Origin of the sequence: Roseibium sp. (assembly GCF_965276855.1) — a bacterium.
Classification (GTDB): domain Bacteria; phylum Pseudomonadota; class Alphaproteobacteria; order Rhizobiales; family Stappiaceae; genus Roseibium.
Genome location: NZ_OZ255700.1, coordinates 5,142,117 through 5,166,159, shown reverse-complemented (window position 1 = coordinate 5,166,159; position 24,043 = coordinate 5,142,117). Strand labels below are relative to the sequence as shown.

At 57.4% G+C, this 24,043-nt stretch carries 22 protein-coding genes; 4 read left to right on the top strand and 18 right to left on the bottom strand.

What is annotated here, in order from left to right; genetic code table 11:
• Positions 1–44 precede the first annotated feature (44 nt).
• The 10 genes from lipA to ACQY4Z_RS23925 form a co-directional block, all read right to left on the bottom strand.
• Positions 45–1,019, bottom strand: coding sequence for a lipoyl synthase (gene lipA / locus ACQY4Z_RS23970; RefSeq protein ID WP_428525459.1), 975 nt, complete (start codon positions 1,017–1,019; stop codon positions 45–47).
• Positions 1,020–1,075: 56 nt separating this feature from the next.
• A complete protein-coding gene (locus ACQY4Z_RS23965) occupies positions 1,076–1,510 on the bottom strand; it encodes an acyl-CoA thioesterase (protein WP_428525457.1) in 435 nt (144 codons plus the stop codon).
• Positions 1,507–1,860, bottom strand: coding sequence for a gamma-glutamylcyclotransferase family protein (locus ACQY4Z_RS23960; protein ID WP_428525455.1), 354 nt, complete (start codon positions 1,858–1,860; stop codon positions 1,507–1,509). Before ACQY4Z_RS23960 ends, ACQY4Z_RS23965 begins: the two co-directional genes overlap by 4 nt.
• 3 nt (positions 1,861–1,863) lie before the next feature.
• Positions 1,864–2,103 (bottom strand): GlsB/YeaQ/YmgE family stress response membrane protein, encoded by a 240-nt coding sequence (locus ACQY4Z_RS23955; protein WP_428525453.1) that lies wholly within the window; start codon positions 2,101–2,103, stop codon positions 1,864–1,866.
• Between the two features lie 24 nt (positions 2,104–2,127).
• Positions 2,128–2,376: a GlsB/YeaQ/YmgE family stress response membrane protein gene (locus ACQY4Z_RS23950; protein WP_428525451.1), complete on the bottom strand. Its 249-nt coding sequence runs from the start codon at positions 2,374–2,376 to the stop codon at positions 2,128–2,130.
• Positions 2,377–2,775: 399 nt separating this feature from the next.
• Positions 2,776–4,224: a dihydrolipoyl dehydrogenase gene (lpdA, locus tag ACQY4Z_RS23945; protein WP_428525449.1), complete on the bottom strand. Its 1,449-nt coding sequence runs from the start codon at positions 4,222–4,224 to the stop codon at positions 2,776–2,778.
• 73 nt (positions 4,225–4,297) lie between these two features.
• Complete coding sequence (locus ACQY4Z_RS23940; protein WP_428525447.1) at positions 4,298–5,632, bottom strand: pyruvate dehydrogenase complex dihydrolipoamide acetyltransferase; 1,335 nt, start codon at positions 5,630–5,632, stop codon at positions 4,298–4,300.
• A 16-nt stretch (positions 5,633–5,648) separates the two neighbouring features.
• Entirely contained in the window at positions 5,649–7,034 is a 1,386-nt protein-coding gene (locus tag ACQY4Z_RS23935) for a pyruvate dehydrogenase complex E1 component subunit beta (protein ID WP_428525445.1), read from the bottom strand.
• 14 nt (positions 7,035–7,048) lie between these two features.
• Complete coding sequence (pdhA, locus tag ACQY4Z_RS23930) at positions 7,049–8,086, bottom strand: pyruvate dehydrogenase (acetyl-transferring) E1 component subunit alpha (RefSeq protein WP_209175528.1); 1,038 nt, start codon at positions 8,084–8,086, stop codon at positions 7,049–7,051.
• Between the two features lie 179 nt (positions 8,087–8,265).
• Complete coding sequence (locus ACQY4Z_RS23925) at positions 8,266–8,601, bottom strand: FtsB family cell division protein (RefSeq protein ID WP_353621070.1); 336 nt, start codon at positions 8,599–8,601, stop codon at positions 8,266–8,268.
• Positions 8,602–8,726: 125 nt separating this feature from the next.
• Here ACQY4Z_RS23925 and ACQY4Z_RS23920 point away from each other — a divergent pair, with 125 nt between their 5' ends.
• Positions 8,727–9,383 carry a protein-L-isoaspartate(D-aspartate) O-methyltransferase gene (locus ACQY4Z_RS23920; protein WP_428525442.1) on the top strand — a complete coding sequence of 219 codons (657 nt, stop codon included), beginning with the start codon at positions 8,727–8,729 and terminating at the stop codon, positions 9,381–9,383.
• A gap of 25 nt (positions 9,384–9,408) precedes the next feature.
• Here the strand turns inward: ACQY4Z_RS23920 and ACQY4Z_RS23915 are convergent, their stop codons facing one another.
• From ACQY4Z_RS23915 to ACQY4Z_RS23905, 3 genes are all read right to left on the bottom strand, one after another.
• Positions 9,409–9,939 (bottom strand): DUF2867 domain-containing protein, encoded by a 531-nt coding sequence (locus tag ACQY4Z_RS23915; protein WP_428525440.1) that lies wholly within the window; start codon positions 9,937–9,939, stop codon positions 9,409–9,411.
• A 90-nt stretch (positions 9,940–10,029) separates the two neighbouring features.
• Positions 10,030–13,515 carry a transcription-repair coupling factor gene (mfd, locus tag ACQY4Z_RS23910; protein ID WP_428525438.1) on the bottom strand — a complete coding sequence of 1,162 codons (3,486 nt, stop codon included), beginning with the start codon at positions 13,513–13,515 and terminating at the stop codon, positions 10,030–10,032.
• Between the two features lie 19 nt (positions 13,516–13,534).
• Positions 13,535–13,852, bottom strand: a complete 318-nt coding sequence (locus ACQY4Z_RS23905) for a succinate dehydrogenase assembly factor 2 (RefSeq protein WP_133947307.1) — start codon at positions 13,850–13,852, stop codon at positions 13,535–13,537.
• Between the two features lie 215 nt (positions 13,853–14,067).
• Between ACQY4Z_RS23905 and recG the strand changes: the two genes are divergently transcribed.
• Positions 14,068–16,170, top strand: coding sequence for an ATP-dependent DNA helicase RecG (gene recG / locus ACQY4Z_RS23900; RefSeq protein WP_428529664.1), 2,103 nt, complete (start codon positions 14,068–14,070; stop codon positions 16,168–16,170).
• Here the strand turns inward: recG and ACQY4Z_RS23895 are convergent.
• Together ACQY4Z_RS23895 and ACQY4Z_RS23890 are read right to left on the bottom strand one after the other, a co-directional pair.
• On the bottom strand, positions 16,167–17,480 hold the full coding sequence (locus tag ACQY4Z_RS23895; protein ID WP_428525436.1) for an MmgE/PrpD family protein: 1,314 nt from the start codon (positions 17,478–17,480) through the stop codon (positions 16,167–16,169). The two genes, recG and ACQY4Z_RS23895, sit on opposite strands and share 4 nt — an antisense overlap.
• Before the next feature lie 119 nt (positions 17,481–17,599).
• Entirely contained in the window at positions 17,600–18,337 is a 738-nt protein-coding gene (locus ACQY4Z_RS23890; protein ID WP_428525434.1) for a DUF502 domain-containing protein, read from the bottom strand.
• 142 nt (positions 18,338–18,479) lie between these two features.
• On the opposite strand from ACQY4Z_RS23890, the gene ACQY4Z_RS23885 reads away from it, so the two are divergent.
• The gene (locus ACQY4Z_RS23885; RefSeq protein WP_428525432.1) at positions 18,480–18,872 is read left to right on the top strand and encodes a YbaN family protein; all 393 of its coding nucleotides are present in this window, start codon (positions 18,480–18,482) and stop codon (positions 18,870–18,872) included.
• Between the two features lie 26 nt (positions 18,873–18,898).
• Here the strand turns inward: ACQY4Z_RS23885 and ACQY4Z_RS23880 are convergent, their stop codons facing one another.
• From ACQY4Z_RS23880 to glmU, 3 genes are all read right to left on the bottom strand, one after another.
• Positions 18,899–19,342 (bottom strand): GNAT family acetyltransferase, encoded by a 444-nt coding sequence (locus tag ACQY4Z_RS23880; RefSeq protein ID WP_428525430.1) that lies wholly within the window; start codon positions 19,340–19,342, stop codon positions 18,899–18,901.
• A complete protein-coding gene (gene glmS / locus ACQY4Z_RS23875; RefSeq protein WP_428525428.1) occupies positions 19,339–21,165 on the bottom strand; it encodes a glutamine--fructose-6-phosphate transaminase (isomerizing) in 1,827 nt (608 codons plus the stop codon). Before glmS ends, ACQY4Z_RS23880 begins: the two co-directional genes overlap by 4 nt.
• Before the next feature lie 122 nt (positions 21,166–21,287).
• Complete coding sequence (glmU, locus tag ACQY4Z_RS23870; RefSeq protein WP_428525426.1) at positions 21,288–22,643, bottom strand: bifunctional UDP-N-acetylglucosamine diphosphorylase/glucosamine-1-phosphate N-acetyltransferase GlmU; 1,356 nt, start codon at positions 22,641–22,643, stop codon at positions 21,288–21,290.
• Between the two features lie 211 nt (positions 22,644–22,854).
• On the opposite strand from glmU, the gene ACQY4Z_RS23865 reads away from it, so the two are divergent.
• Positions 22,855–24,021, top strand: coding sequence for a hypothetical protein (locus ACQY4Z_RS23865; protein ID WP_428525424.1), 1,167 nt, complete (start codon positions 22,855–22,857; stop codon positions 24,019–24,021).
• The last annotated feature ends 22 nt before the right edge of the window (positions 24,022–24,043 follow it).

Sequence of the window (24,043 nt, the reverse complement as noted above, 5' to 3'; positions counted from 1 at the left end):
GTTAGTGTGGTCCTATCGCCTTGCCAAATCCTTTAAGCGGGCCATTAGTGGCCGAGTTTTGTCTTGCGGGCCGCGCGCAGATCGGCGAAATCCTCGCCCGCGTGGTGTGAGGACCGTGTCAGTGGGCTTGCAGAGACCTTCAGGAACCCCTTGGCATACGCGATCCGCTCATAGCCCTTGAATTCTTCCGGCGTCACGAAGGACATCACCGGATGGTGCTTCTTCGATGGCTGCAGGTACTGACCGATCGTCAGGAAATCGACATCCGCCGCGCGAAGGTCGTCCATCAACTGGAGGACTTCGTTCCGCTCTTCACCCAAACCAACCATGATCCCGGACTTTGTGAACATTTCCGGATCCAGTTCCTTCACCTTTTGGAGAAGCCGGATGGAATGGAAGTACCGGGCTCCTGGGCGGACTTTCAGATACTTCGACGGCACGGTCTCCAGATTGTGGTTGAACACATCCGGGCGCGCTTCAACAACGATTTCCATGGCGCCATCCTTGCGCAGGAAATCCGGTGTCAGAACCTCAACGGTTGTTGTTGGAGACGTCTTCCTGATCGCCTGAATGACATCCGCGAAATGCTGTGCGCCGCCGTCGTCCAGATCATCGCGGTCAACGGAGGTGATTACAACGTGCTCCAGCCCCATCGTAGCGACCGCGTCCGCAACACCCTGCGGCTCTTTCGGATCGACCGGTCCCGGCATGCCTGTGCGCACATTGCAAAACGCGCAAGCGCGGGTGCAGGTGTCGCCCAAGATCATGAACGACGCGTGCTTCTTGGACCAGCACTCGCCAATATTGGGGCAGCCGGCCTCTTCACACACAGTTACAAGGTTGTTCTGCCGGACTGTGTTGTGCGTCTCTTTATATACGGGAGATGTCGGCGCTTTAACGCGGATCCATTTCGGCTTCCGCTGGACAGGGTTGTCGGGTCGGTGAGCCTTTTCCGGGTGGCGCGGGCGCGCTTCGGATGGGTCTTTCGGGCGATTGAGCGTGTCGACGATCGTAACCATGGGCCTTAAGTGTCGTTCTTTCCGTTAAAGATCAAGCCACAAAACTGTCATGCCTGCTAGCAAGTTGACGCAGGGCTGGCCAGCGTATTGAGACGGTCCTTCGCGCGGTCTGTCAGCGGATGGGACCGGCGGCTTTCATTGTTCATCTGGACGATGACGGTGACAGCTTGTGCAACCGCCTTCCCGTCCTGGAAAATTTTCTGATGCAGCTTGAAGGAAGACCTGCCGACATCCTGCACAACAGTTCCGATTTGCACGTCCCCCGGCCAGTTCACCTCAGCCAGGAAATCCAGCTCCAACCTTGCGATGACAAAGGATGCTCCGGTGTCCGCCAACGCCTCGCCGTAGATGACTTCCGTCCGCCCGGTTTCCAGAAAGGTCGCAAAGACCGCGTTGTTCACGTGGCCTTGGCGATCGGTGTCTGCGTAACGCAGCTTGTCCGATGCGGTCATCGGAAAATCAGATATGCGGGCGAAAGCTTCGGTCTTCATTCTTCTGTCTCAGTTGCAATCACGTAGATCGATGCCGGGACATGCCCCTGCGCCGTCTCAACATCGACTTGAACGCGTTGATACCCGGCTCCCTCGAACGCGTCTAGCCGGTCCCAGTGGTCTATCAGGTCTATCGAGACCAAAAGATGCACTTCGATGGTGTCGCCGTTTGGGTCGAGAACAAGGCCGGGGTACCCGAGGTCAGCGCCCCACCCGGCCTCTATCAAACGTCCCCGGATCACCCCTGTGGTCCAGGTTCCCTCAACGTTTTCGACATGATGATGGTTTACCCGGCCTGGCGCGAGCGTACCATATGTGGCGAGGCGATGGTCTGCCGCGAGCCGCACCATGGTTTATTTGAACACCTTCTTCCAGACGAACAGAAATAGGATCGCGCCGATCACGGCGATGATCAACCGATCAAGCACGCCACCGGTGACGTTCAGATTTAAAATGGACGCCAATTCACCACCGATCAGCGCCCCGACCAGGCCGACAATCAGGTTGCCCAGAAAGCCGCCCCGGCTGTTCAACACCCGGTGCGCAACAGCGCCCGCAATCAGGCCAATGATGATTGTTATAATCAAACCCATCGCGGGCACTCCTTTTTCAGGAAATCAGGCGATCAAACGCGCAAGCAGCACGATCACAACAGCGCCGATGGCCGCGACAACAATCTCATTCACATACGCATTGCCAAGATCAATGTTGATGCCAACGAGCTTGAACAAAAAGCCCCCGACAAAAGCACCGATCAAACCGGTGATCAGATACCGGATCAATCCGCCGCCGCCGACTATCACGCTCGCCAGCCAACCGGCGATAATCCCGATCGCGACCCAAATCAAAATTGCTTTTACATCCATATCAAACGGCTCCTCGACCAAATTATCTCTTAGGATGCTGTTTTACATCCGCTTACCAAAAAGCGTCGCACTCAATGCCTGTGAGGGAAAGATATCTTTTTGAACCAAACCATTAATGTGCCTACTGCGGCTACAAAAAACGCCATAAAAAAGGAACTCAGAAACTGGAAACGGCCTTCATCTGGGCCAAACCCGGCGAAATAGAATGGCGAAAATACAATTATGAATAGGCCGCAGAAGACCATTGCATAAATCTTGGCCCAACTTGATCTTGCTTTCGCTTTTGTTGATTTGGTCATTATTCGGCAGACCTAGCGTAGTCGGTCAATTAATATCCTCCCGAGCGGCAACAATAACGTTTTTCGCCGCCCGGTCTCGGACATAAATGAACAACTCCGATCAGGCGTTCAACACGCGGCCATAAGCATCGAGCACACTTTCCTTCATCATCTCCGACAAGGTCGGATGCGGGAAGATGGTGTGCATCAGGTCTTCTTCGGTTGTCTCCAGGTTCATCGCAACAACAAAGCCCTGGATGAGTTCGGTCACTTCCGCGCCAACCATATGCGCGCCAAGCAGCTCACCAGACTTCTTGTCAAAGATCACCTTGATCATGCCGGTGTCTTCGCCAAGAGCAATGGCCTTGCCGTTGGCGTTGAACTGATACCGCCCTATGCGGATATCGCGGCCCTGCTCTTTCGCCTTAGCTTCGGTCAAGCCGACTGAGGCAACCTGCGGATTGCAGTAAGTACAGCCCGGGATCTTGCCCTTGTCCATCGGATGAACGTTCGGCAGGCCTGCGATCTTTTCGATGCAGACGACGCCCTCATGCTCCGCCTTATGCGCAAGCATCGGCGGACCGGCGACGTCACCGATAGCGTAAAGGCCCGGAACATTGGTCTTGCCATAGCCGTCGATGACGATGCATCCGCGATCAGTTTTGACACCGACCGTTTCAAGACCAAGGTTCTCGATGTTGCCCTGTACACCAACTGCGGAAATCAGGCGGTCTGCTGTGATTTGCTGAACCTTGCCGTCCTTTGTTTCCACATGCGCAGTGATGCTGTCGGCCGCTTTGTCGACCTTGGACACCTTGGCTTCAGTGATGATCTTCATGCCGCGCTTTTCCAGCATCTTGCGGGCAAACTTGGAGATCTCGTCGTCCTCGACCGGCATGACATTCGGCATCAATTCGACAACGGTTACATCCACACCCATGGAAAGGTAGAAGGACGCGAACTCGATCCCGATGGCGCCGGATCCCATGACGACCATGGACTTCGGCATTTTTTCGGGCTTCATCGCCTCAAAGTATGTCCAGATCAGCTTGCCATCCGGCTCAATCCCGGGCAAAGCGCGCGGACGGGCGCCGGTGGCAACGATGATGTGCTTGGCCGTGTAGGTCCCCTCACCTTTCACGCCTTTGGGCACCGGATGTTGCGGCTGAACTGCCGGCTTGGACGGCTTGCCAACGTTGATCTCACCCGGCTTGGTGAGTTTGGCCTCCCCCCAAATCACATCGATCTTGTTCTTTTTCATCAGGAAGCCGATGCCGCCGTTGAGGCGCGCAGACACGCCGCGAGAACGCGCGACCACGTCTTTAACGTCCGCCGTCATCTTGCCTTCCAGCTTCAGGCCGAAGCTCTTTGCATGATTGGCATGGTCCATCATTTCCGCAGAGCGCAGCAGCGCCTTGGTCGGAATACAACCCCAGTTGAGGCAGATGCCGCCGAGGTGTTCACGCTCGACGATCGCAGTTTTCAGCCCGAGCTGTGCGGCCCGGATCGCGGTCACATAACCACCCGGCCCGGAGCCGATGATGATCACGTCATAATTGGTATCAGCCATGGTGTTTTCCCCGGCGAAAAGTAGAAACCTTGAAAAAAGCGCGGCAGAGACGCCGCGCTTTTGAGAGCCTGTCTTAGACGAGCATGCACATCGGGTTTTCAATGTAGCCCTTGAAGGCTGCAAGCAACTCGGCACCGAGCGCCCCGTCCACACATCGGTGGTCGGTGGACAGCGTCACGGTCATCACGGTTGCGATGGCTAATGCGCCATCCTTGACGACTGGACGCTGTTCCCCGGCGCCAACAGCCAGGATCGTGGCATGCGGTGGATTGACAACCGCCGAGAAGTCCTTGACGCCCATCATGCCCATGTTGGACACGGCCGTCGTGCCGCCTTGATATTCCTGCGGCAGCAGCTTCTTGGACTTTGCGCGGGCACCCATGTCCTTCATCTCGTTGGAGATGACCGACAGCGGCTTTTCTTCCGCCCGGCGGACGATCGGTGTGATCAGGCCCCCCGGGATGGATACGGCCACACCCACATCAGCGTGCTTGTGCTTGACCATGTTGTCATCGGTCCAGGACACGTTAGCGTCCGGAACATCCCGCAGGGCAAGGGCCAGGGCCTTGATGGTCATGTCGTTGACAGACAATTTATAGGCAGGCTTACCGTCCTTGTCGGTTGCAGCTGCCCCATTCAGCTGGGACCGCAGGGCCAGAAGCGCATCCAGCTGACAGTCCACCGACACATAGAAATGCGGGATGGTCTGCTTGGATTCGGTCAGGCGCTTGGCAATGGTCTTGCGCATGCCGTCGTGCGGAACGAGTTCGTAGGAGCCTTCTTCGAAGAGCTTCAGAACCTGATCCGAAGACGGACCTGCTGCCGGTGTGGCAGCAGCTGCTTTTGGAGCTTCTGCGGCTGCCGGCGCAGCTGCAGCCTTGCCGGTACCAGCTGCAACAGCTGCTTCAATGTCCTTCTTGACAATCCGGCCATGCGGGCCGGAACCCGACAGCGCCTTCAGATCGAGCCCGTTAAGCTGCGCCAGACGGCGGGCCAGCGGAGACGCGAAGATGCGCGTGCCGTCATTTGCAACCGGAGCCGGTCCGGCGGGTGCGGCCGGCGTCTCAGCCGGAGCGGCGGCAGCAGCTTCAGCTGGCACTGCAGCTTCAGCAGGGGCAGACGCCTGTGCTGCTGCCGGGGCTGCACTGATCGCGCTGGCGTCTTCGCCGTCTTCCAGAAGGACGGCGATCAGGTCATTGACCTTCACGCCTTCTGTTCCGGCCTCAACCACGATCTTGCCGACCGTACCTTCGTCCACGGCTTCCACTTCCATGGTCGCCTTGTCAGTTTCGATTTCAGCGATGACGTCGCCCGCTGAAACCGTGTCGCCTTCCTTGACCAGCCACTTGGCCAGGTTGCCCTCTTCCATCGTGGGAGAGAGAGCCGGCATGGTGATGTTAATTGGCATGTCCGATTCCCCCGCCTTAGGCCGTGTAGGTTACGGCTTTGACCGCGTCGATGACTTCGGCAACGCTCGGAAGCGCCAGCTTTTCCAGATTTGCCGCATAGGGCATCGGAACGTCCTTGCCGGTGACCCGCAGGATCGGCGCATCGAGGTAATCGAAGGCTTTTTCCTGAACCTGGAACGCAATCTCGGAAGACACAGAGCACATCGGGAAGGCTTCCTCGACAGTGACAACCCGTCCGGTCTTGCGAACGGAGGCGAGAACCGTGTCGATGTCGAGCGGGCGGATGGTGCGGAGGTTGATCACCTCTGCAGATATGCCCATCCCGGCCAACTCGTCAGCCGCCTGCATGGCGTAGGTCATGCCAATGCCCCAGGATACCAGGGTCACATCCGTGCCGCCGCGCTCGATTTTTGCCTTGCCGATCGGCAGGACGAAGTCGTCCATATCCGGGATATCGAACGAGTGACCGTAAAGGATCTCGTTTTCCAGGAAGATGACCGGGTTCGGATCACGGATCGCCGCTTTCAGCAGGCCCTTGGCGTCCGCTGCCGAATACGGCTGGATCACTTTCAGACCTGGCACATGCGCATACCACGAAGCGTAGTCCTGAGAGTGCTGCGCACCAACGCGGGCGGCAGCCCCGTTCGGCCCACGGAACACCATCGGCGCACCCATCTGTCCACCGGACATGTAGAGCGTCTTGGCGGCAGAGTTGATGATCTGGTCAATCGCCTGCATGGCGAAGTTGAAGGTCATGAACTCTACAATCGGCTTGAGGCCTGCCATCGCCGCGCCGACACCCAAACCAGCAAAGCCGTGTTCGGTGATCGGGGTATCGATGACGCGTTTTGCACCAAACTCGTCCAGGAGGCCTTGCGTAATCTTGTAAGCGCCCTGGTACTCGGCAACTTCCTCACCCATGACGAAGACATCGCCATCCCGGCGCATTTCTTCCGCCATCGCATCGCGCAACGCTTCGCGCACCGTTGAGGATTTCATAGCGGTTCCAGCCGGGACTTCCGGGTCTTCGACAGGTTCGGCGGCAACGGGCGCAGCAGGAACAGGTGCGGCAGGCGCCGGAGAAGCAGCTGCGGGTTCAGCTGCCGGTGCTGCAGCTGCCGGTGCAGACGCAGCCGCATCGGCGGCGCTGGCATCTTCACCCTCGCCAAGCAGGATCGCGATCTTTTCGTTCACCTTTACGTTGTCGGTGCCTTCGGCAACCAGGATCTTGCCAAGTGTGCCCTCATCCACGGCTTCCACTTCCATGGTTGCCTTGTCGGTCTCGATTTCGGCGATCACATCGCCTGCGGAAACTGTATCGCCCTCGGCCTTCAGCCACTTGGCGAGTTTCCCCTCTTCCATTGTCGGCGAAAGCGCCGGCATCAAAATGTCAATCGGCATAATGTCCCCCGGCCTTAAAGCAAAATGTCGGTGTAGAGTTCAGACGCGTCCGGCTCCGGATCGGTCTGTGCAAATTCGGCAGCTTCCGCGACGCGCGCACGGATATCCTTGTCGATCGCCTTGAGATCGTCTTCGGTAGCCCACTTGTTGTCGAGCAGACGCTTGCGGACCTGTTCGATCGGATCGTGCTCGGTCCGCATCTTTTGAACTTCATCCTTCGACCGGTATTTCGCCGGATCGGACATGGAGTGCCCGCGGTACCGGTAAGTCACCATTTCAAGGATGTACGGGCCTTTGCCGTCACGGCACCATTCAAGCGCCTTTTTGGACGCGGCCATCACGGCGCGCACATCCATTCCGTCGACTTTTTCGCCCGGAATGTTGAAGGACGCGCCGCGCTGCGAGAGGTCTGTCATGGAGGATGAGCGCTCAACGCTGGTGCCCATGCCGTATTTGTTGTTCTCAATCACATAGATGACCGGCAGCTTCCAGAGCTCGGCCATGTTGAAGCTCTCGTAAACCTGCCCCTGGTTGGAGGCACCGTCGCCGAAGAAGGTCATGCAGACATTGCCGTTTTCCCGGTATTTGTTGGCAAAGCCAAGGCCGGTTCCAAGGGACACCTGCGCGCCGACGATCCCATGACCGCCATAGAAATGCTTTTCCTTGGAGAACATATGCATGGAGCCGCCCTTGCCTTTCGACAAGCCGCCGCGGCGTCCGGTAAGTTCGGCCATAACGCCTTTCGGGTCGAGGTCCATCGCCAACATGTGACCGTGATCCCGGTAAGCGGTGATCATCTGGTCACCGTCGATCTTGGCCATCTGCATACCGACAACAACTGCTTCCTGGCCGATGTACAAGTGACAGAAACCACCGATGAGACCCATGCCATAAAGCTGACCGGCCTTTTCTTCAAAACGGCGGATCAGAAGCATTTCGCGGTAGGCGTGAAGTTCCTCTTCCTTGGTGAACTCGGCGATCGCAGGTTCGGCCTTTTTGGCGGAACTGCGGGTCCGGCTGGTGCCGGCGCTGGTCTTCTTCGCTGCTGCCATTTCCCTCAACTCGGTGTGACGTTTCCCCTAAGACAGGTTACAGAAACGTATCCCGGATGAAAGGGCAATCCAACATGGCAATCTCGCAATGCGATGAGGTGCTATATCTATGATTTATCGAAACTATTTTTTACATAACCAAATATTGGTTAAGTTGCAGAATTCAACTGAATTTTGGTTTATTGCGCCACAGCCTGCGGTTTCAGCACGACCAGCTCGTCAGGATGCACCAGATTGAGATAGAGCCGGGCCCGCTCATCCAGCATATCCGGATCGAGGCTCTCCGGGCGCAGCAAACTGACCCGGGCTGCAAGTTCCTGGCGCTCGGCGACAAGAAGCTGCAATTCGCCCTCAAGTTCGGCCACCTGACGCTCGATCATGGCACGGCCGACCACACCCAATTCCCCGTTCATGGCATGAAAGCCGAAATAGCCAAGCGCCGCAATAGCAAGCGCTGGGGTGATGAGACGGCGCAGAAAGGATTGTTTTCGCTGACGTGTGGCTGCTCGGGGCACTCTTGGGACCTTGAACGCTAAAACTGGTGGCCTCTTCGTTCGGCTACTATGGCGATTCAGACTTAATAGAGTCTTGATGCAGTTCTTAAACTTGCAACCATCCTCGGTTCCTGAAGAATAGAACTATGAGAGACGATCACGAAGAACGCGCAACTATGGTGGGTCGGCAAATTCGTTCGCGCGGCATATCTGATGCAGCGGTCCTAGCGGCTATGTCAAAAGTCCCGCGCCACCTGTTCGTGCCGTTTGAAAGCCGGAATCGCGCCTATGAGGATCGCCCGCTTCCAATCGGATTTGGGCAGACGATTTCTCAGCCCTATGTCGTTGCACTGATGTGTGAAGCCTTGAAAATCGAACCGGGATCCCGCGTTCTCGATATAGGAACTGGCTCGGGATACGCAGCCGCCGTCATGGCAGAGATGGGCGCGAAGGTCGTTGGTATCGAACGCAAGTCTGAGCTTGCGGAGTTTGCAAAGACCAATCTGATCCGCGCAGGGTATCCGACAGTCGAAATCCATTGCGGCGACGGCACCCTTGGATATCCGCAAGACACCCCATACGACGCCATCATGGTCGCAGCCGCCAGCCCGGCCCTGCCCGGCACACTCCAGAAACAGCTTACGATCGGGGGCCGTCTGGTGAACCCAATCGGTCCGTCCCGCCACCATCAACACCTGTTGCGGATCACGCGGCAGTCCGAGACGGATTTCTCATCCGAAACACTGGGCGAAGTCACTTTCGTGCCGCTGATCGGCGAAGAAGGTTGGGAGGGAATCTCGTAGAGCATCAGCGATAAATCACCTGCGGTCAGTGCACCAACGGCCGATCCAACGCGTTGTCAATGCTCTGTTTCACGAGCATCTTGTGCGCCGGCAGGATAGCCGCGAGATAGGCATAGCCGAAGAGATTGTGCCGCTTGCAGCATGTTGAAACGAAAACCTTTGGGTCTGGTTTCACCTGCCTAAAGACTGAAAGTCGGAAATCCTGATGCCAGTCGTCCTCGCCAAGAAGAATTTCGTTCTCCCGCACTTCATAGACTTTGAAGAACGCGATCCGATCTCCCGGCCCGACCTCACTGAGCGGTTTCGGCGGTGCTTCGCTCGCCAAATCGTCTGTAGACTTGAGATTTACCGTTTTCGCAAGCCGATCACGAAGCTTCAACAAACCCTGCGCCCAGGGCATATCGATCGTGGTCATGTGCTTCGCAAGAACCCGGATATCGCAGTCGATAAGATCCGGGCGTCCGGTCAAATCCCCGCTATAGACATCCATGAAGTCTTTTGAGGCGTGATAGGCGTTAAGGTGACTGTCCAAAGGAAGACTGGCGGCGGCACTCATCTGACGAACTCCGCATAAAGTTTTTGAGGCCGCGACCTTATCAGATCTGCGGCAAAACTCCGCGGACATAGTGCCGCAATGTCCACGTCCTCAAGCCGCCGCCAGTCGCGCTAGCTTTGTCAGGATCGTGGCTGTGCCCTTCAAACGTTTGTCGGTGTTTTCCCAATCTCGTGTCAGAACCACTTTCTGGTCCGGCCGGATCTTGGCGAGAACACCCTGCTCCGCGATGTAGGACACAAGGCCTGCCGGGTTCGCGAACTCGCTGTTGCGGAAGGACACAACGACGCCTTTCGGCCCAGCATCCACCTTCTCGACATTTGCCTTGCGGCACAGTCCCTTGATGTAAACGATCTTGAGGAGATGCTGGACCTCTTCCGGCATCGGGCCAAAGCGGTCGATCAGTTCGGCGCCGAAGGCGTCGATTTCCTGTGCTTCGGTGACATCTCCAAGCCGCCGGTAAAGCTGCAGGCGCAGCTGCAAATCGCCGACGTAGTCTTCCGGGATCAGGACGGGCGTGCCGATGTTGATCTGCGGCGACCATTGCTCCTCGCCGAAATCCGCGCCGCCGTCCTTCAGCTTGGCAACCGCTTCTTCCAGCATTTGCTGATAGAGCTCGAAGCCGACCTCCTTGATATGCCCGGACTGTTCGTCGCCCAAAAGATTGCCCGCGCCGCGAATGTCGAGATCATGACTTGCCAGCTGGAACCCGGCACCAAGCGTTTCCAGGGATTGCAGGACTTTCAGGCGCCGTTCGGCGGTGGGTGTGAGCGTCTTGTTCGCCGGAACGGTGAAGAGCGCATAGGCACGTGTTTTCGACCGGCCTACGCGTCCTCGTAGCTGATAAAGCTGGGCAAGCCCGAACATGTCGGCGCGGTGCACGATCAGCGTGTTTGCAGTCGGAATGTCAAGACCGGATTCCACGATCGTCGTCGAAAGCAAAACGTTATATTTGCCCTCATAAAAGGCGTTCATGACGTCTTCCAACTCGCCCGGCGGCATCTGCCCGTGCGCAACGGCAACTTTCAGCTCCGGGACGGCCTCTTCCAGGAAGTCCTTGCGTTCGGCAATGTCCGACAGGCGCGGACAGACATAAAAGCTCTGGCCGCCCCGGTAATGTTCCCGCAGCAAGGCTTCACGGACCACCAGCGGGTCGAACGGAGAGACGAAAGTCCGCACCGCCAACCGGTCGACCGGCGGTGTCGCGATCAGCGACAGTTCGCGGACGCCGGTCAATGCCAGCTGCAGTGTTCTCGGGATCGGCGTCGCGGACAGGGTCAGAACGTGGATGTCCGACTTCAGCTCCTTCAGCCGTTCCTTGTGCTTCACCCCGAAGTGCTGCTCTTCATCGATGATCAGCAGTCCAAGATCACGGAACTGGATGGATTTTCCAAGCAGTGCATGGGTGCCGACAACGATGTCGACGGATCCATCGGCGATGCCCTTCTTGGTCTGGGTCAGCTGTTTGGTGGGCACAAGGCGCGAGGCATGGGCGACATTGATCGGCAATCCATGAAAGCGCTCGGAGAATGTCTTGAAGTGCTGACGGGCCAGCAGTGTGGTTGGCACCACGACAGCAACCTGCCGGCCGGACATGGCAGCAAGGAACGCGGCACGCAGCGCCACTTCCGTCTTGCCGAACCCGACATCGCCGCACACCAGCCGATCCATCGGCCGCCCGGACGCCAGATCCTCAAAGACAGAATCAATGGCGTTCAGCTGATCGTCCGTTTCCTCGTAGGGGAATTTTGTGGCGAACTCGTCATAGACGCCTTCCGGTGTTTCCACCACGGGTGCCGTCTTGAGCGCCCGCTCCGCCGCTGTCTTGATCAACCCGTCGGCAATCTCCAGGATCCGTTTTTTGAGCTTGGCCTTGCGCGCCTGCCAGGCCCCACCGCCGAGTTTGTCGAGCTGCGCTTCCTGGTCTTCCGATCCATAGCGAGACAAGAGCTCAATGTTTTCAACCGGCAGATAGAGCTTGTCTCCGCCTGCATATTGCAATTCCAGGCAGTCGTGCGGCGCGCCGATGGCCTCAACGGTCTTCAGGCCGATGAAGCGTCCAATGCCGTGCTCCACATGAACCACGAGATCACCTTCCGACAATCCGGTCGCTTCGGTGATGACATTTGCGCCCTTGGACTTGCGGCGAGACTTGCGCACAAGTCGGTCACCCAGAATGTCCTGCTCTCCGATAAATGCGATATCGGAGAGTTCGAACCCGTGCTCGATGCCCAGAACACACAGTGCAGAGGTTTTGGCTGGAAGCTGTTCCGTTTCGTCCAGCGTCTCGACATTTTGTACCGCGCCGAGACCATGATCACCGAGGATCTGACCGAGACGGTCCCGAGACCCGTCCGACCAGCAGGCGATGACAGTGCGCTTGCCATTTTTTTGAAGCTCCCGGACATGGGTCGTCAGAGCGTCAAAAATATTGACGTCACCGGCCGTCCGTTCTGCCGCAAAACTGCGTCCCTGGCGGCCGCCCAGTTCGATGACGGTCTTGCCGCTGCCCGGCGGCGGCGTGAACGGATCGAGCGTTGCCGTCGCCCTGTCCGCAAGCGACGCCGTCCATTCGTCCTTGGTGAAATACAGCTTTTCCGGTGGCACGGGCATGTAAGGCACTGTGCCGGCACCCGATCCCATCTCGCGGGCTTCTTCACGGGCCTTGTAGTGCTCGGCAACCTGATCCAGCCGCTCACGCACGGCATCCACGCTGCTGGCATCCAGCACAACCGGCGTATCGCCAATGAAATCAAACAGCGTTTCCAGCTTGTCATGAAACAACGGTAACCAGTGTTCCATGCCCGCATAACGGCGCCCGTCGCTGATCGACTGGTAAAGCACATCGTCGCGGCTCGCCGCGCCAAAACTTGCCAGATAGGAGCGGCGGAACCGGGAGATGCTTTCCTCAGACAGCACCACCTCGCTCATCGGGACGAGATCGAGGCGTTTCAGCTGTTTGGAGGTCCGCTGGGTTTCCGGATTGAAAGAGCGGATCGATTCCAGCGTGTCACCGAAGAAATCAAGCCGGACAGGTTCTTCTTCACCGGGCGCAAAAAGATCGACAATACCGCCGCGCACCGCGTATTCACCGGTTTCGCGCACCGTCGGCGTGCGGGAGAACCCGTTCATTTCCAGCCATTTGGAGATCGCGGCCATATCGACCTGATTGCCCGGCGCCATGGACAAGGTCTGCTCGGCCATGAACGCCCGTTCCGGGATCCGCTGGACGGCAGCATTCAAGGTGGTAACCAGGAGAACTTTGCGCCCCGCCTCGATTCCGCGCGCGAGCTGGCCAAGCGCCAGAAGACGGCGAGCACTGATCGCCGGATTGGGTGAAACACGGTCATAGGGCAGACAGTCCCAGGCCGGCAGCTGAATGATCTCGGCTGCTGGATCAAAGTACCCGAGCGCCTCGCTGATCATCGCCATGCGCGTTGCGTCCCGGGCGACAAACACCAGCGCCAGCCCCTGGGCGGGTGTTTCTGCAAGCAAGCGCGCGAGCGCATAGCTTTCCGCACCATCGGGCACGCCAGCCAATGTCACATTGGCCTGGTCCTTCAACAGGCTGTCGAACACGAAAACCGTCCTTTTATTCTTATTTTACAAAGCCGGCCGGTCCAGCGGCTTCATGATAGGCAATGATCCGGCGGTAGAGCGGGCCGTCCCATTCTGCCGGCAACGGTTTGCGGCCCGTCATCCAGGCGTAAAGATCCTGATCGTGCGCGGTCAGAAGATGCTCCAGCTCACGCAGTTCGTCTTCATTGAGTTCATCAATCTTGGCGTTCGCAAACCCGCCGAGCAGCAGATCCATTTCCTTCATGCCCCGGTGCCAGCAACGAAACAGGATCTTCTTGCGCCGCGCATCCCGGCTGCCGGTTTCATTGTCATTGGTCGCACTCGGATGATCGGACATGGAGAACCTTCGGATCTGGAACCAGAAGAAAAGACAGACGCATGGCCTATCACCTTACCGGATCGAATGAAAACTGGCGACTATATAGCGCCCAACTTGCGGGATGTCAGCGGCCAAGTTCACAGAATGTTCCAATTGTTGCACTGAAGCCAAACTTCATGGCAGAACAGGTCCCGCCCGCTTCGCCGCCGTCTGACAAAGGTATACCACCTTCCATGCGTCCCCCGGTCCTTGATCCGCTGTTTGCTCCCGTCTCCACGCTGCCCGGGATCGGTCCGAAGATTGCCAAACTGGTCGCGGGACTGGTCGGCGGTCAGCCGGACCGGGAAGCGACGGTTGCCGATCTGTTGTTTCACATTCCGCACAGCCTGATCGACCGGCGGCATAAACCGGGAATCGCCTATTCGGAAAACGGCGACATTGTCACGCTGGATGTCACCATCGGGCGGCATTCTGCTCCGCCGCGGCATTCCAAGGCGCCTTACCGCATTTCCGCCTATGACGAGTCAGGCCAGATCACTTTCGTCTTTTTCCATTCCCGTCAGGACTGGCTTCTAAAAACCTTTCCGGAAGGCGAACGCCGGATCGTTTCCGGCAAGGTGGAGTGGTTCAATGACCGGCCTCAGATGGTGCATCCGGATTACTCGGTCTCTCCGGAGGAAGCCGATCAAATGCCGCCGATCGAGCCGATCTATCCGCTAACCGCTGGCCTTGCCTCCAAGACGCTGCAAAAAGCCATGAAAGCGGCGTGCGAAAAAATCCCGCATTTGCCGGAGTGGCTGAATGAGCCGTATCTCCACCAAACCGGATGGCCGGATTTCGCCGAAGCGCTAAAGACCCTGCATGCCCCGAAAGAACGGCAGGATGTCGAGCCGCAATCCCCATACATGCAGCGGGTCGCCTATGACGAACTGCTCGCCAGTCAGCTCGCGCTTGCGCTGGTGCGGGCCAACATGCGCACGCTCGGGGGGATTGAACGCAAACCGGACGGCAGATTGCAGGCGGCCGTCATCAACGCCCTGCCCTTTGAGCTGACCGACAGCCAGAAAGAGGCGATCAAGGACATCAACGCGGATCTCGCCCAACCCACCCGCATGCTCCGACTTTTACAGGGCGATGTTGGAGCCGGTAAAACTGTTGTTGCGCTGGCAACCTTGGCCCAAGTGGTCCAGACCGGCGCTCAGGGCGGCCTGATGGCCCCGACAGAAATCCTGGCCCGTCAGCATTTTGCGTCCATGGCCCCGATTTGCGAGAAGGCCGGCATCCGGCTGGCGCTCATGACCGGAAAGGACACGCAAAAGGAACGCCGCCTGCTTCAGGAAAAGCTGGATGCGGGCGAGATCGATCTTGTTGTCGGCACCCACGCGCTGTTCCAGGGATCGGTGACATTCAAGGACCTTGGCATGGTGGTGGTGGACGAGCAGCACCGGTTCGGTGTGCACCAGCGTCTGGCGCTCTCGTCCAAGGGGCGCGGCGTCGATGTGCTGGTGATGACAGCCACACCGATCCCCCGCACGCTTGTTCTGACCTGTTTCGGCGACATGGATGTCTCCAAACTCCTTGGCAAGCCCGCCGGGCGAAAGCCGATCAAGACTGTATCCGTATCGCTGGACCGCCTTGATGAAATCATAGGCCGCGTGGGCGCTGCGACCCGGGAGGGCCAAAAGGTCTATTGGGTTTGTCCACTCGTTGAAGAGTCTGAAAAAGTCGATCTGGCAGCCGTGGAAGACCGGCACCGGGTCTTGGAACATGCGCTTGGCCAACGGGTCTCTCTGGTGCACGGGCGAATGAGCGCGGACGAAAAAGACGCGGCGATGGACGATTTCAAGTCCGGCCGCACGCGGGTTCTCGTTGCAACCACCGTGATCGAGGTTGGCGTCGATGTTCCCGATGCCACGATCATCGTCATCGAACATGCCGAACGGTTTGGTCTCGCCCAGCTTCACCAGCTGCGCGGCCGGGTCGGTCGCGGCGACAAGCCGTCCTCTTGTGTGCTGCTTTACAAGGGCCCGCTTGGGGAAACAGCAGGTGCGCGCCTTAACATCATGCGCGAGACCAACGATGGCTTCCTGATAGCGGAAGAGGACCTGCGTCTGCGTGGCGGCGGGGAAATCCTCGGCACACGTCAGTCCGGGACACCGGGGTTCCGGATTGCCCGGGCGGATGAACATGCCGATTTGATGGAAGTCGCCCGTGACGATGCGCGGCTCATTCTTGAAACGGATCCTGACCTGAAATCAAAACGCGGCGAGGCGCTGCGCTGCCTGCTCTATCTCTTCGGCCGCGATGCCGCGATCCAATTACTGCGGGCGGGTTAACCAGAGACAAGTCTTCCTATCTCACGCGCATTCATCTGGTCCATCTGGTCCAGAATTGACCAGATGTCAGCGCCTTCTTGACCGAGGCAAGCCTGCGCCTTGGAACGTAATTTGCCTTCCAGGGTTTCCATTGGCAGCGGCGCTGCAAGATCAAAGGACGCTTCCCGGGTCGCGCCGTTTTTAAACGTCAGAATGCCCTCAACCTGCAAGTCAGTCAGGGTATCGTCGCCAATCACCGTCACTTTCTCTGCAAATGCTGCCAGGGCCAGATCCAGCGCCAATGCATCTGTGTACGTGTCCGGTGCGCCGGTCGCATCGCCGCGCAAGGTCATGCCGGCGAGCCAAGCATAGCTGAACTTGACCTCAAGCCCCGTGCGCGGCTGCTTGATGTCACAAACCTTCAGCCACCGCGGATTGGTTCTCAATACAAATTCAGTAACATCGTCAAAGGTTACGCCAGTTTCCTTTGCCAACAACACCGCCTCGATCATGGCATGCAATCCATGACAACAGGCATGAAGTTTGTATTTGTTGTCCGCAAACAACAGCTTTCCGCCCGCAAGGCCGTCCCAGTCCGCAGTTTCCAGCGGCAACCCCGCGTGATGCGTTTCCGCAAATCCTTGCGGTCCCATCAAGCCGTCGGCGCAAGATGTCATATCAAGGCGCGCAAGCTGGGCGCATTCAATGCCGTTGGAGGCAGCGATCCCGGCATTGTAGGGCTTGCCCATCGTGCCGAACTGTGACTTCAGGCCAGACGCCCGCGTCGCACACAGGCCGAGCGCCGCCCGCATTTGCTCTTGCGTTAGTCCGTATAAACGGCCAGCTGCGACCGTAGCTCCAAATGCGCCTGCGGTTGCTGTTTGATGGAAGCCGAGATTGTAGTGCGCGGCACCAAGGACCGTTCCTATGCGGATCGCAGCTTCCGCACCAACCACAAACGCTGCCAGAAAGTCCGATGCGTTGGCACCAATGTCCTCTGCTGCGGCAAGCGCCACAGGATAAATGCCGACCGACAGGTGCCCGATATGGGCAAAATGGGTGTCGTCATAATCCAGCGCATGACTGACAGCACCATTGATGAGAGCGGCCATTCTTGGCGGCATCTTGGGACCGCCAAATGTTGAGGCAGTTTGAACGCCCCCTTCGCTAACTCCAAACGCGCGGAGTTTTTGCGCCACCGGTTCTTCCACCCCGGCCCTGCCGCAGACCAGCCAGTCGAGCAACGAGAACTGGGCCAGCCTGAGAGCCGATGCAGGCAAATCGGCAGAAGACTGTGCAGAAAAGGCAATCAGATCATCAACAAAGGGCATAGATAACTGTCCGGGAGGAACACAAGACGGGTGTTCACCGTAGCCGAACGGCATACCTCTTGGAAAGCTTTCGTGGTGTTTGCGGTGTCTGTCCCAGCCCTGCTTCAGAAGCTGGTTTGCTAGACTTTCTCAACCTTTTTCAAACGTTCTGCCTGTTTCGGGTCAACAACCAGATCTTCGACATATTCGGGATACTCCGGGCTGACGAGACCTGCGGAGATCACCAATTTGGCCGCATCTTCGACGCTCATGTTCAACTCAATGACATCTTCTTTGGGAACAAAAAGCAAAAAACCGGATGTCGGGTTTGGCGTTGTGGGCAGGAAAACAGAGACGGTATCTGCCATGTTCTTCAGCTGTGAGGAGACTTCGCCCTTGGTGTCTGTGGAGATGAACACAATCGCCCACAGTCCTTTCCGTGGATATTCAATTAGGGCAGCCTTGTTGAAACTCGTCCCACGCTGATCAAGTACTGTCTGAAAGATTTGCTTTAAACCACTGTAAATATTACGAACAAGTGGCATTCTATCGACGAGGCGCTCGCCGAAAGAGATCAAACTGCGGCCCAGGAAATTGGCCGCTAGGAACCCCACGATCGTCAGAACGACCACCGCAACGATCAGACCGAAACCAGGTATCGAGAACGGCAGATAGGTCTCCGGATTGTAGACCCGCGGGACAAAGGGTTTGACCCAGCTGTCGACCCACTTGATGAACGTCCAGGTCAGCCACAACGTGATGCCGATCGGGCCGGTGATCACGAGACCTGTCAGAAAATAGTTCCGGACACGCGTTGCGGCATTAGGGCGGTGGGCTACCAAATGCTCATCATCTGCATTATGTTTGTGCTTGCTCATGAGCGGAACCTGAACATCGTTTGTGAGTTTCCATTTTGCATCCAGCCACCAGCTAGATAAGTATCTTTATCGCAGCGCGGTATCCTGCGCTTGAATTAATTTTCGGCTTTGACCGCAGTTTCTGCCGGAATCGGAGGCACGATTGCACCGCACCACGTTCATCATACTCGGACTGGCTTGCGTCGCGGTGGGCATCGTTGGGGCATTCTTACCGATTCTGCCCAGTACGATTTTCTTCATTCTGGCAGCCGCTTGTTTTGCAAGATCCTCCCCCCGGCTGGAAAAAAAGATCCTCGATCATCCCGTCTTCGGACCGCCGGTCATTTCCTGGCGCGAACACGGCGCCATCCCCTTGAATGCCAAGCTCTATGCCATAGCCGGAATGTGCTTTGGGTACGCTCTGTTTTATTGGGGCATTGCACCGCAGTTCTGGCTGGCTGCTGTTGTCGCGGTGGGTATGATCGGATGCGCGATCTATGTTGTGTCCCGTCCGTCTGGCCCCACTCCCAAGGACCAGGGCGCGGACACGATGTAACGCTCATCGCGAGCCATCGGCGGCCATCAGTCGTCCGGGATCAGACGTTTTCCGAAGGCTGCCGACGTTTCAAGCGCATAATCCATGTCCCCATAGAACCTGTGCACGGCGTCATTGTCTTTACGTACGAACAAATTGATCTTAGGGCAGCCAAGGCCGGTCAGATAGTCCTCGCACTGCTGCATGAGTTTGCGTCCATATCCGCCGCCTTGGTGCGCCGGATCGACACTCAAATAATAAACCGCGCCACGATGGCCATCGTAACCGGTCATCACCGAGCCAATGACTGTCTGGTCATTGATCAACACAAACAAACGGCTGGCGTCCACACTGAGACACCGATCAATGTCCTTGTCGGGGTCATTCCAAGCGCGCACCAGACCGCATTTTTTCCAAAGCGCGATGACATCCTGGCGGTGCTGTTCTTTAAATAGAACGATGTCTGACTTATCCGCATCCGGCATGGTCATTCGACCGTGACCGACTTGGCAAGGTTGCGCGGCTGATCGACATCAGTGCCCATAAAAACGGCCGTATGATACGCAATCATCTGAACCGGCAGTGCGTAGATGATCGGTGCAACGATATCCGACATTTCCGGTAGAATAACCGTGTCCTGCGCAGCGTTTCCGCTTTCTGCGGCACCCTTTTCATCGGTAATGAGAATAATACGGCCACCACGGGCGGCGACTTCCTGCATATTCGAGACGGTCTTCTCAAAAATCCGGTCATAGGGCGCGATAACGAAAACCGGAATGTTCTCGTCTATCAACGCGATGGGACCGTGCTTCAGTTCACCAGCCGCATACCCTTCCGCATGAATGTAGGAGAGTTCCTTCAGCTTCAGCGCCCCCTCGAGCGCGAGCGGGAAGCTGGTTGACCGGCCGAGATAAAGCGCGTTCGTCGCCTGGGACAGCGGTTGCGACAGTTTTTCAATCGCCTGTTCGCTGGCAAGCGCCTTGAGCGCAAGGCTTGGAACTTCGGTGAGTTCCGCCACAAGCCTTTTCTCGTCTTCTGCGGACAACACACCGCGTTCCCGTCCGGCCTGCAGGGCAAGTGCGGCCAAAACAGCCAGCTGACAGGTAAAGGCTTTGGTCGAGGCAACACCGATTTCAGGGCCGGCAATCGTCTGGAACACGACATCTGCTTCGCGGGCGATTGTGCTTTCCGGCACATTGACCACAGCGCCGATGGCAGCCCCCTGCTCCTTGCAATACCGCAGCGAGGCGAGCGTATCGGCTGTCTCTCCGGATTGGGAAATGAACAGCGCACTGTCCTTGTCGCTCATCGGCGTTTCACGGTAGCGGAACTCGCTCGCAATATCGATGTCGACCGGCAGCCTTGCGTATTTCTCAAACCAGTATTTGGAAACAAGACCGGCAAGATACGCCGTGCCGCAGGCGGAAATGACCAGACGGGACAGGTCCTTGAATTTCATCTTGTCGGCGCCCGCCACCTTGGCAGACTGCGCGCCGTAATCCAGATACCGGGACAGGGTATGACCGAGCACTTCCGGCTGCTCATGAATTTCCTTGGCCATGAAGTGCTTGTAATTACCCTTGTCCATCAGCGCAGCGGTGACAGATGAGCGCGCCTCTGGCCGTGACACGGGTAGATTGGCGGCATCAAAAATCTCGCAGGACGTTCGGGTCAGGACAGCCCAGTCCCCTTCATCCAGATAAGTAATCCGGTCGGTAAACGGCGACAGGGCAATTGCGTCAGACCCGAGGAACATTTCACCGTCGCCATGACCAACAGCGAGCGGTGATCCCTTGCGGGCCCCAATCAGAAGATCGTCTTCACCGGCAAACAGAATGGCGAGTGCGAATGCACCATTGAGACGGGGAAGGACAGCGGCAACCGCGTCCTTCGGCGAAACGCCCTTTGCGATCTCAAAATTCAAAAGATGCGCAACAACTTCCGTGTCGGTCTCCGTGTCAAGGACCGCCCCGGCCGCGGTGATCTCATCGCGCAAGTCGAGATAATTTTCGATGATGCCGTTATGGACAACCGCAACGCTGCCTGCCTGATGCGGATGGGCGTTGCCGACCGTCGGAGCCCCATGCGTCGCCCAACGCGTATGACCAATACCACTGGAGCCTTCCAGCGGTGTCTTTTCAAGCGCGGCTTCAAGGTTACGCAGCTTTCCTTCCGCACGGCGGCGCTGAAGTTCACCGCCAACGAGCGTTGCAACGCCGGCAGAATCATAACCGCGGTATTCCAGCCTCTTGAGCGAATCCACAAGCCTCGGCGCCGCTGCAACCCCGCCCAAAATGCCAACAATCCCGCACATGCAGTTATGTTCCTCACATTACCCAAACCAAATCGTCCGCCCCGGTTTAGACGAGGCGGCGTGGCAAATTGAAATCAAAGCTTATTTCAGAAAGTGACAGTCCCGGTTGGAATGGCAGCTTGTCAGGATTTCTGATCCTTCGCCTTTTTCAGCTTGTCCCGGAGAACCTTTGCCATCCCGTCCTTGGATTGCTGGCGGGTCCGTCCGAAGGCCATTGCGTCAGCGCCAACGTCCTTTGTAATGACGCTACCCGCCGCAACAAATGCGCCATCGCCAAGCGTCACTGGCGCAACAAGGGTAGAGTTCGAACCAACAAACGAGCCTACCCCAATCTCGGTCCGGTGCTTCAAGAAGCCATCGTAATTGCAGGTGATCGTCCCTGCCCCGATGTTGGTTGCCGCGCCTATGCTTGCATCACCGACATAGCTGAGATGATTGGCTTTGGCCCCGTCTCCAAATTTTGCGTTCTTGGCTTCGACGAAGTTGCCCACTCGCACATCTTTTCCAAGGACCGTTCCAGGGCGCAAACGCGCGTAAGGTCCAACAACGGCACCGCTTCCGACATCGGCCCCTTCCAAATGACTGAACGCCCGGATTTGTGCTCCGGATCGGACTGTCACTCCGGGTCCGAAAACAACGTTCTGCTCAACGATGACGTCCGGTTCAATGATCGTGTCGTGGGATAAGAATACCGTTTCGGGCGCAAGAAGCGTAACACCGCTTTCCAGAACTTCGGCGCGCTTTCGTGCCTGAAAATCAGCCTCACAGGCGGCAAGCTGGGACCGTGTATTGATGCCTTGGGTTTCCGCTTCCGTCCCGGCAACAGCGACGACCTTCAAACCTCTGGCATTGGCGACTTCAACCGCATCGGTCAGGTAGAATTCGCCCTTTGCATTGTCGTTGCCAATCGTGCGCATCAATTCGAGTGCGTGGCGTCCGGAGAACCCCATAATGCCGGAGTTACAGAAGGTAATCTTCCGCTCTTCCTCGCTGGCATCCTTTTCTTCCCGGATAGCCAAAAGCCGCCCGTCATTCATGAGCATACGGCCGTACCCAAACGGGTTCTCGGCTTCAAATCCGACCACAACCAGGTCTGCACCTTCAGAAAGCGATTGGCGGACGTTGTTGATTGTTTCCGACGTGACGAGCGGAGCATCTCCAAGAAGCACCAAAACATCGTCGGCGGCTTCCTCCAAGGCAGTGGAAGCGGCAAGTGCCGCATGGGCAGTACCAAGGCGATCCGTCTGCACAAAACACCGCGCTTCGGGTGCCAGGTTGCCAACGAGTTTTTCAAGTTCCGGCATGTCGGGACCTGTCACAACAGACAGTCGGCTCGAGCCGGTTTGGCTGAGGACCTTCAGAACATGGCCGACAATAGGCAAGCCACCCACCGGATGCATGACCTTTGGCAAGTCTGATTTCATGCGGGTCCCAAGCCCGGCAGCCAGCACCACGGAATGGCAGCTTCGCAATGTCATAAACGCCTCAATTCACTTAACTTGGGCGGCGCGCCCAGTCACTTTGGCCCCTATATGCCCCGATCCACAGAACATTGAAAGATCTGAACGGCCTACAGTGCATATTACCGTTTCATTAACCATATTCAGCGCCAAATGAACTACCTTTCGAAGGATTCGAAGCGAGAATCGGGGAACAGGACAGTTGCAGGCGGCCAGGGCCAAAAAACCGATGCGGGAAAACATCCGCGACACCTTCACGCCATCGCGTGTCGGTGTGCTGTCTTGGGCTTTCGCCGCGATTGTGATGGGTTCCATTGGCATGGCGTCCTACAAATTCGGATCATCCACATCGGGCTTTTCGCCAGCTGGAACACGGGTCGCAAGTTTGCCGTTGCCGCCAGCAGGAGACGTCGGATCCACGGCATCCATCCGGTCCTACACGAGCCCGAACGCTGTTGAAGTGCTTCATATGCCTGCGCAATCAGCATCTCCAGAACCACCGACGTTGGATCAGAGCCAGATTTCGGTATTGCAGGATCAGATAGCCCGCTTGCGCCGCCGACTGAGCACGATGAGTGAGCAGAATGACGGCTATTCCCGCCGCATTGCTGCACTTGAATCGGAACTGTCGCGGCCAGTAGCCGCGATCCCTGCGCAAGAAACCCATACCTCTTCGACAACGGCATCCTTCATGAAGGACCCTGCTGTTCCTGATCTTGCGGATGCGTCCGACATCAAACGTCCGATGGCTCCTCTGCCAAAACCGCATGCGACGAAGAATACTCAAACCGCTGCGCTTGAAGCCCCGGCATCTGCAGATCAGCAAAATGAACGGCGTCCACCTTCCCGGCGCATTGCCATTAACTCCGGGCAAGCAACACCCGCCTTCGAGCCTCCGTTCACCTCACAGGCCCCGGTGAAAATCGTTCAACTCCCTTCGGCAGAGACAACTCCAATAACGACGGGATCCATTCCACAGGCAGACACCCTGTTGCCTCAAGAAGACTTCGACAGCACTCCATCAGGAACAAGTTTGCGGCCCAAGATTATCGAACCATCCGACGGTGTCGGCACTCTGCGTGGCGGCGGCTCAAGCACACTCAAGCGGAGTGATTTCGGCGCAATCGTTGGCCATTATGCCTCGCTTGCAGAAGCTGCCAATGCCTGGTCGAAGTTTCGGGAGCAGAATGAAGAACGCATGCAGGATCTGCGGCCCCTCATAAAGGAACGGTCCGCTGAAGGAGGTGTTTCACTCTTGGTTGGACCGTTTGGAAATGCCGCTGATGCTGCGGCGGCATGTTACTATCTACTTGACGTGACCAATGTCTGTCAGCCAGCGCTCTACACTGGAGCTCCGATGGTCTCTGCGGCCGACTTCCCGCAACAGACCTTTTAAAACTGCTCCAAAACGGCTCGTT

Excerpts from the sequence above, each read along its gene's own strand:
- lipA (WP_428525459.1), bottom strand. The coding sequence starts at position 1,019 with ATGGTTACGATCGTCGACACGCTCAATCGCCCGAAAGACCCATCCGAA.
- ACQY4Z_RS23965 (WP_428525457.1), bottom strand. The coding sequence starts at position 1,510 with ATGAAGACCGAAGCTTTCGCCCGCATATCTGATTTTCCGATGACCGCA.
- ACQY4Z_RS23960 (WP_428525455.1), bottom strand. The coding sequence starts at position 1,860 with ATGGTGCGGCTCGCGGCAGACCATCGCCTCGCCACATATGGTACGCTC.
- ACQY4Z_RS23955 (WP_428525453.1), bottom strand. The coding sequence starts at position 2,103 with ATGGGTTTGATTATAACAATCATCATTGGCCTGATTGCGGGCGCTGTT.
- ACQY4Z_RS23950 (WP_428525451.1), bottom strand. The coding sequence starts at position 2,376 with ATGGATGTAAAAGCAATTTTGATTTGGGTCGCGATCGGGATTATCGCC.
- lpdA (WP_428525449.1), bottom strand. The coding sequence starts at position 4,224 with ATGGCTGATACCAATTATGACGTGATCATCATCGGCTCCGGGCCGGGT.
- ACQY4Z_RS23940 (WP_428525447.1), bottom strand. The coding sequence starts at position 5,632 with ATGCCAATTAACATCACCATGCCGGCTCTCTCTCCCACGATGGAAGAG.
- ACQY4Z_RS23935 (WP_428525445.1), bottom strand. The coding sequence starts at position 7,034 with ATGCCGATTGACATTTTGATGCCGGCGCTTTCGCCGACAATGGAAGAG.
- pdhA (WP_209175528.1), bottom strand. The coding sequence starts at position 8,086 with ATGGCAGCAGCGAAGAAGACCAGCGCCGGCACCAGCCGGACCCGCAGT.
- ACQY4Z_RS23920 (WP_428525442.1), top strand. The coding sequence starts at position 8,727 with ATGAGAGACGATCACGAAGAACGCGCAACTATGGTGGGTCGGCAAATT.
- ACQY4Z_RS23915 (WP_428525440.1), bottom strand. The coding sequence starts at position 9,939 with ATGAGTGCCGCCGCCAGTCTTCCTTTGGACAGTCACCTTAACGCCTAT.
- ACQY4Z_RS23905 (WP_133947307.1), bottom strand. The coding sequence starts at position 13,852 with ATGTCCGATCATCCGAGTGCGACCAATGACAATGAAACCGGCAGCCGG.
- recG (WP_428529664.1), top strand. The coding sequence starts at position 14,068 with ATGCGTCCCCCGGTCCTTGATCCGCTGTTTGCTCCCGTCTCCACGCTG.
- ACQY4Z_RS23895 (WP_428525436.1), bottom strand. The coding sequence starts at position 17,480 with ATGCCCTTTGTTGATGATCTGATTGCCTTTTCTGCACAGTCTTCTGCC.
- ACQY4Z_RS23890 (WP_428525434.1), bottom strand. The coding sequence starts at position 18,337 with ATGAGCAAGCACAAACATAATGCAGATGATGAGCATTTGGTAGCCCAC.
- ACQY4Z_RS23880 (WP_428525430.1), bottom strand. The coding sequence starts at position 19,342 with ATGACCATGCCGGATGCGGATAAGTCAGACATCGTTCTATTTAAAGAA.
- glmS (WP_428525428.1), bottom strand. The coding sequence starts at position 21,165 with ATGTGCGGGATTGTTGGCATTTTGGGCGGGGTTGCAGCGGCGCCGAGG.
- glmU (WP_428525426.1), bottom strand. The coding sequence starts at position 22,643 with ATGACATTGCGAAGCTGCCATTCCGTGGTGCTGGCTGCCGGGCTTGGG.
- ACQY4Z_RS23865 (WP_428525424.1), top strand. The coding sequence starts at position 22,855 with ATGCGGGAAAACATCCGCGACACCTTCACGCCATCGCGTGTCGGTGTG.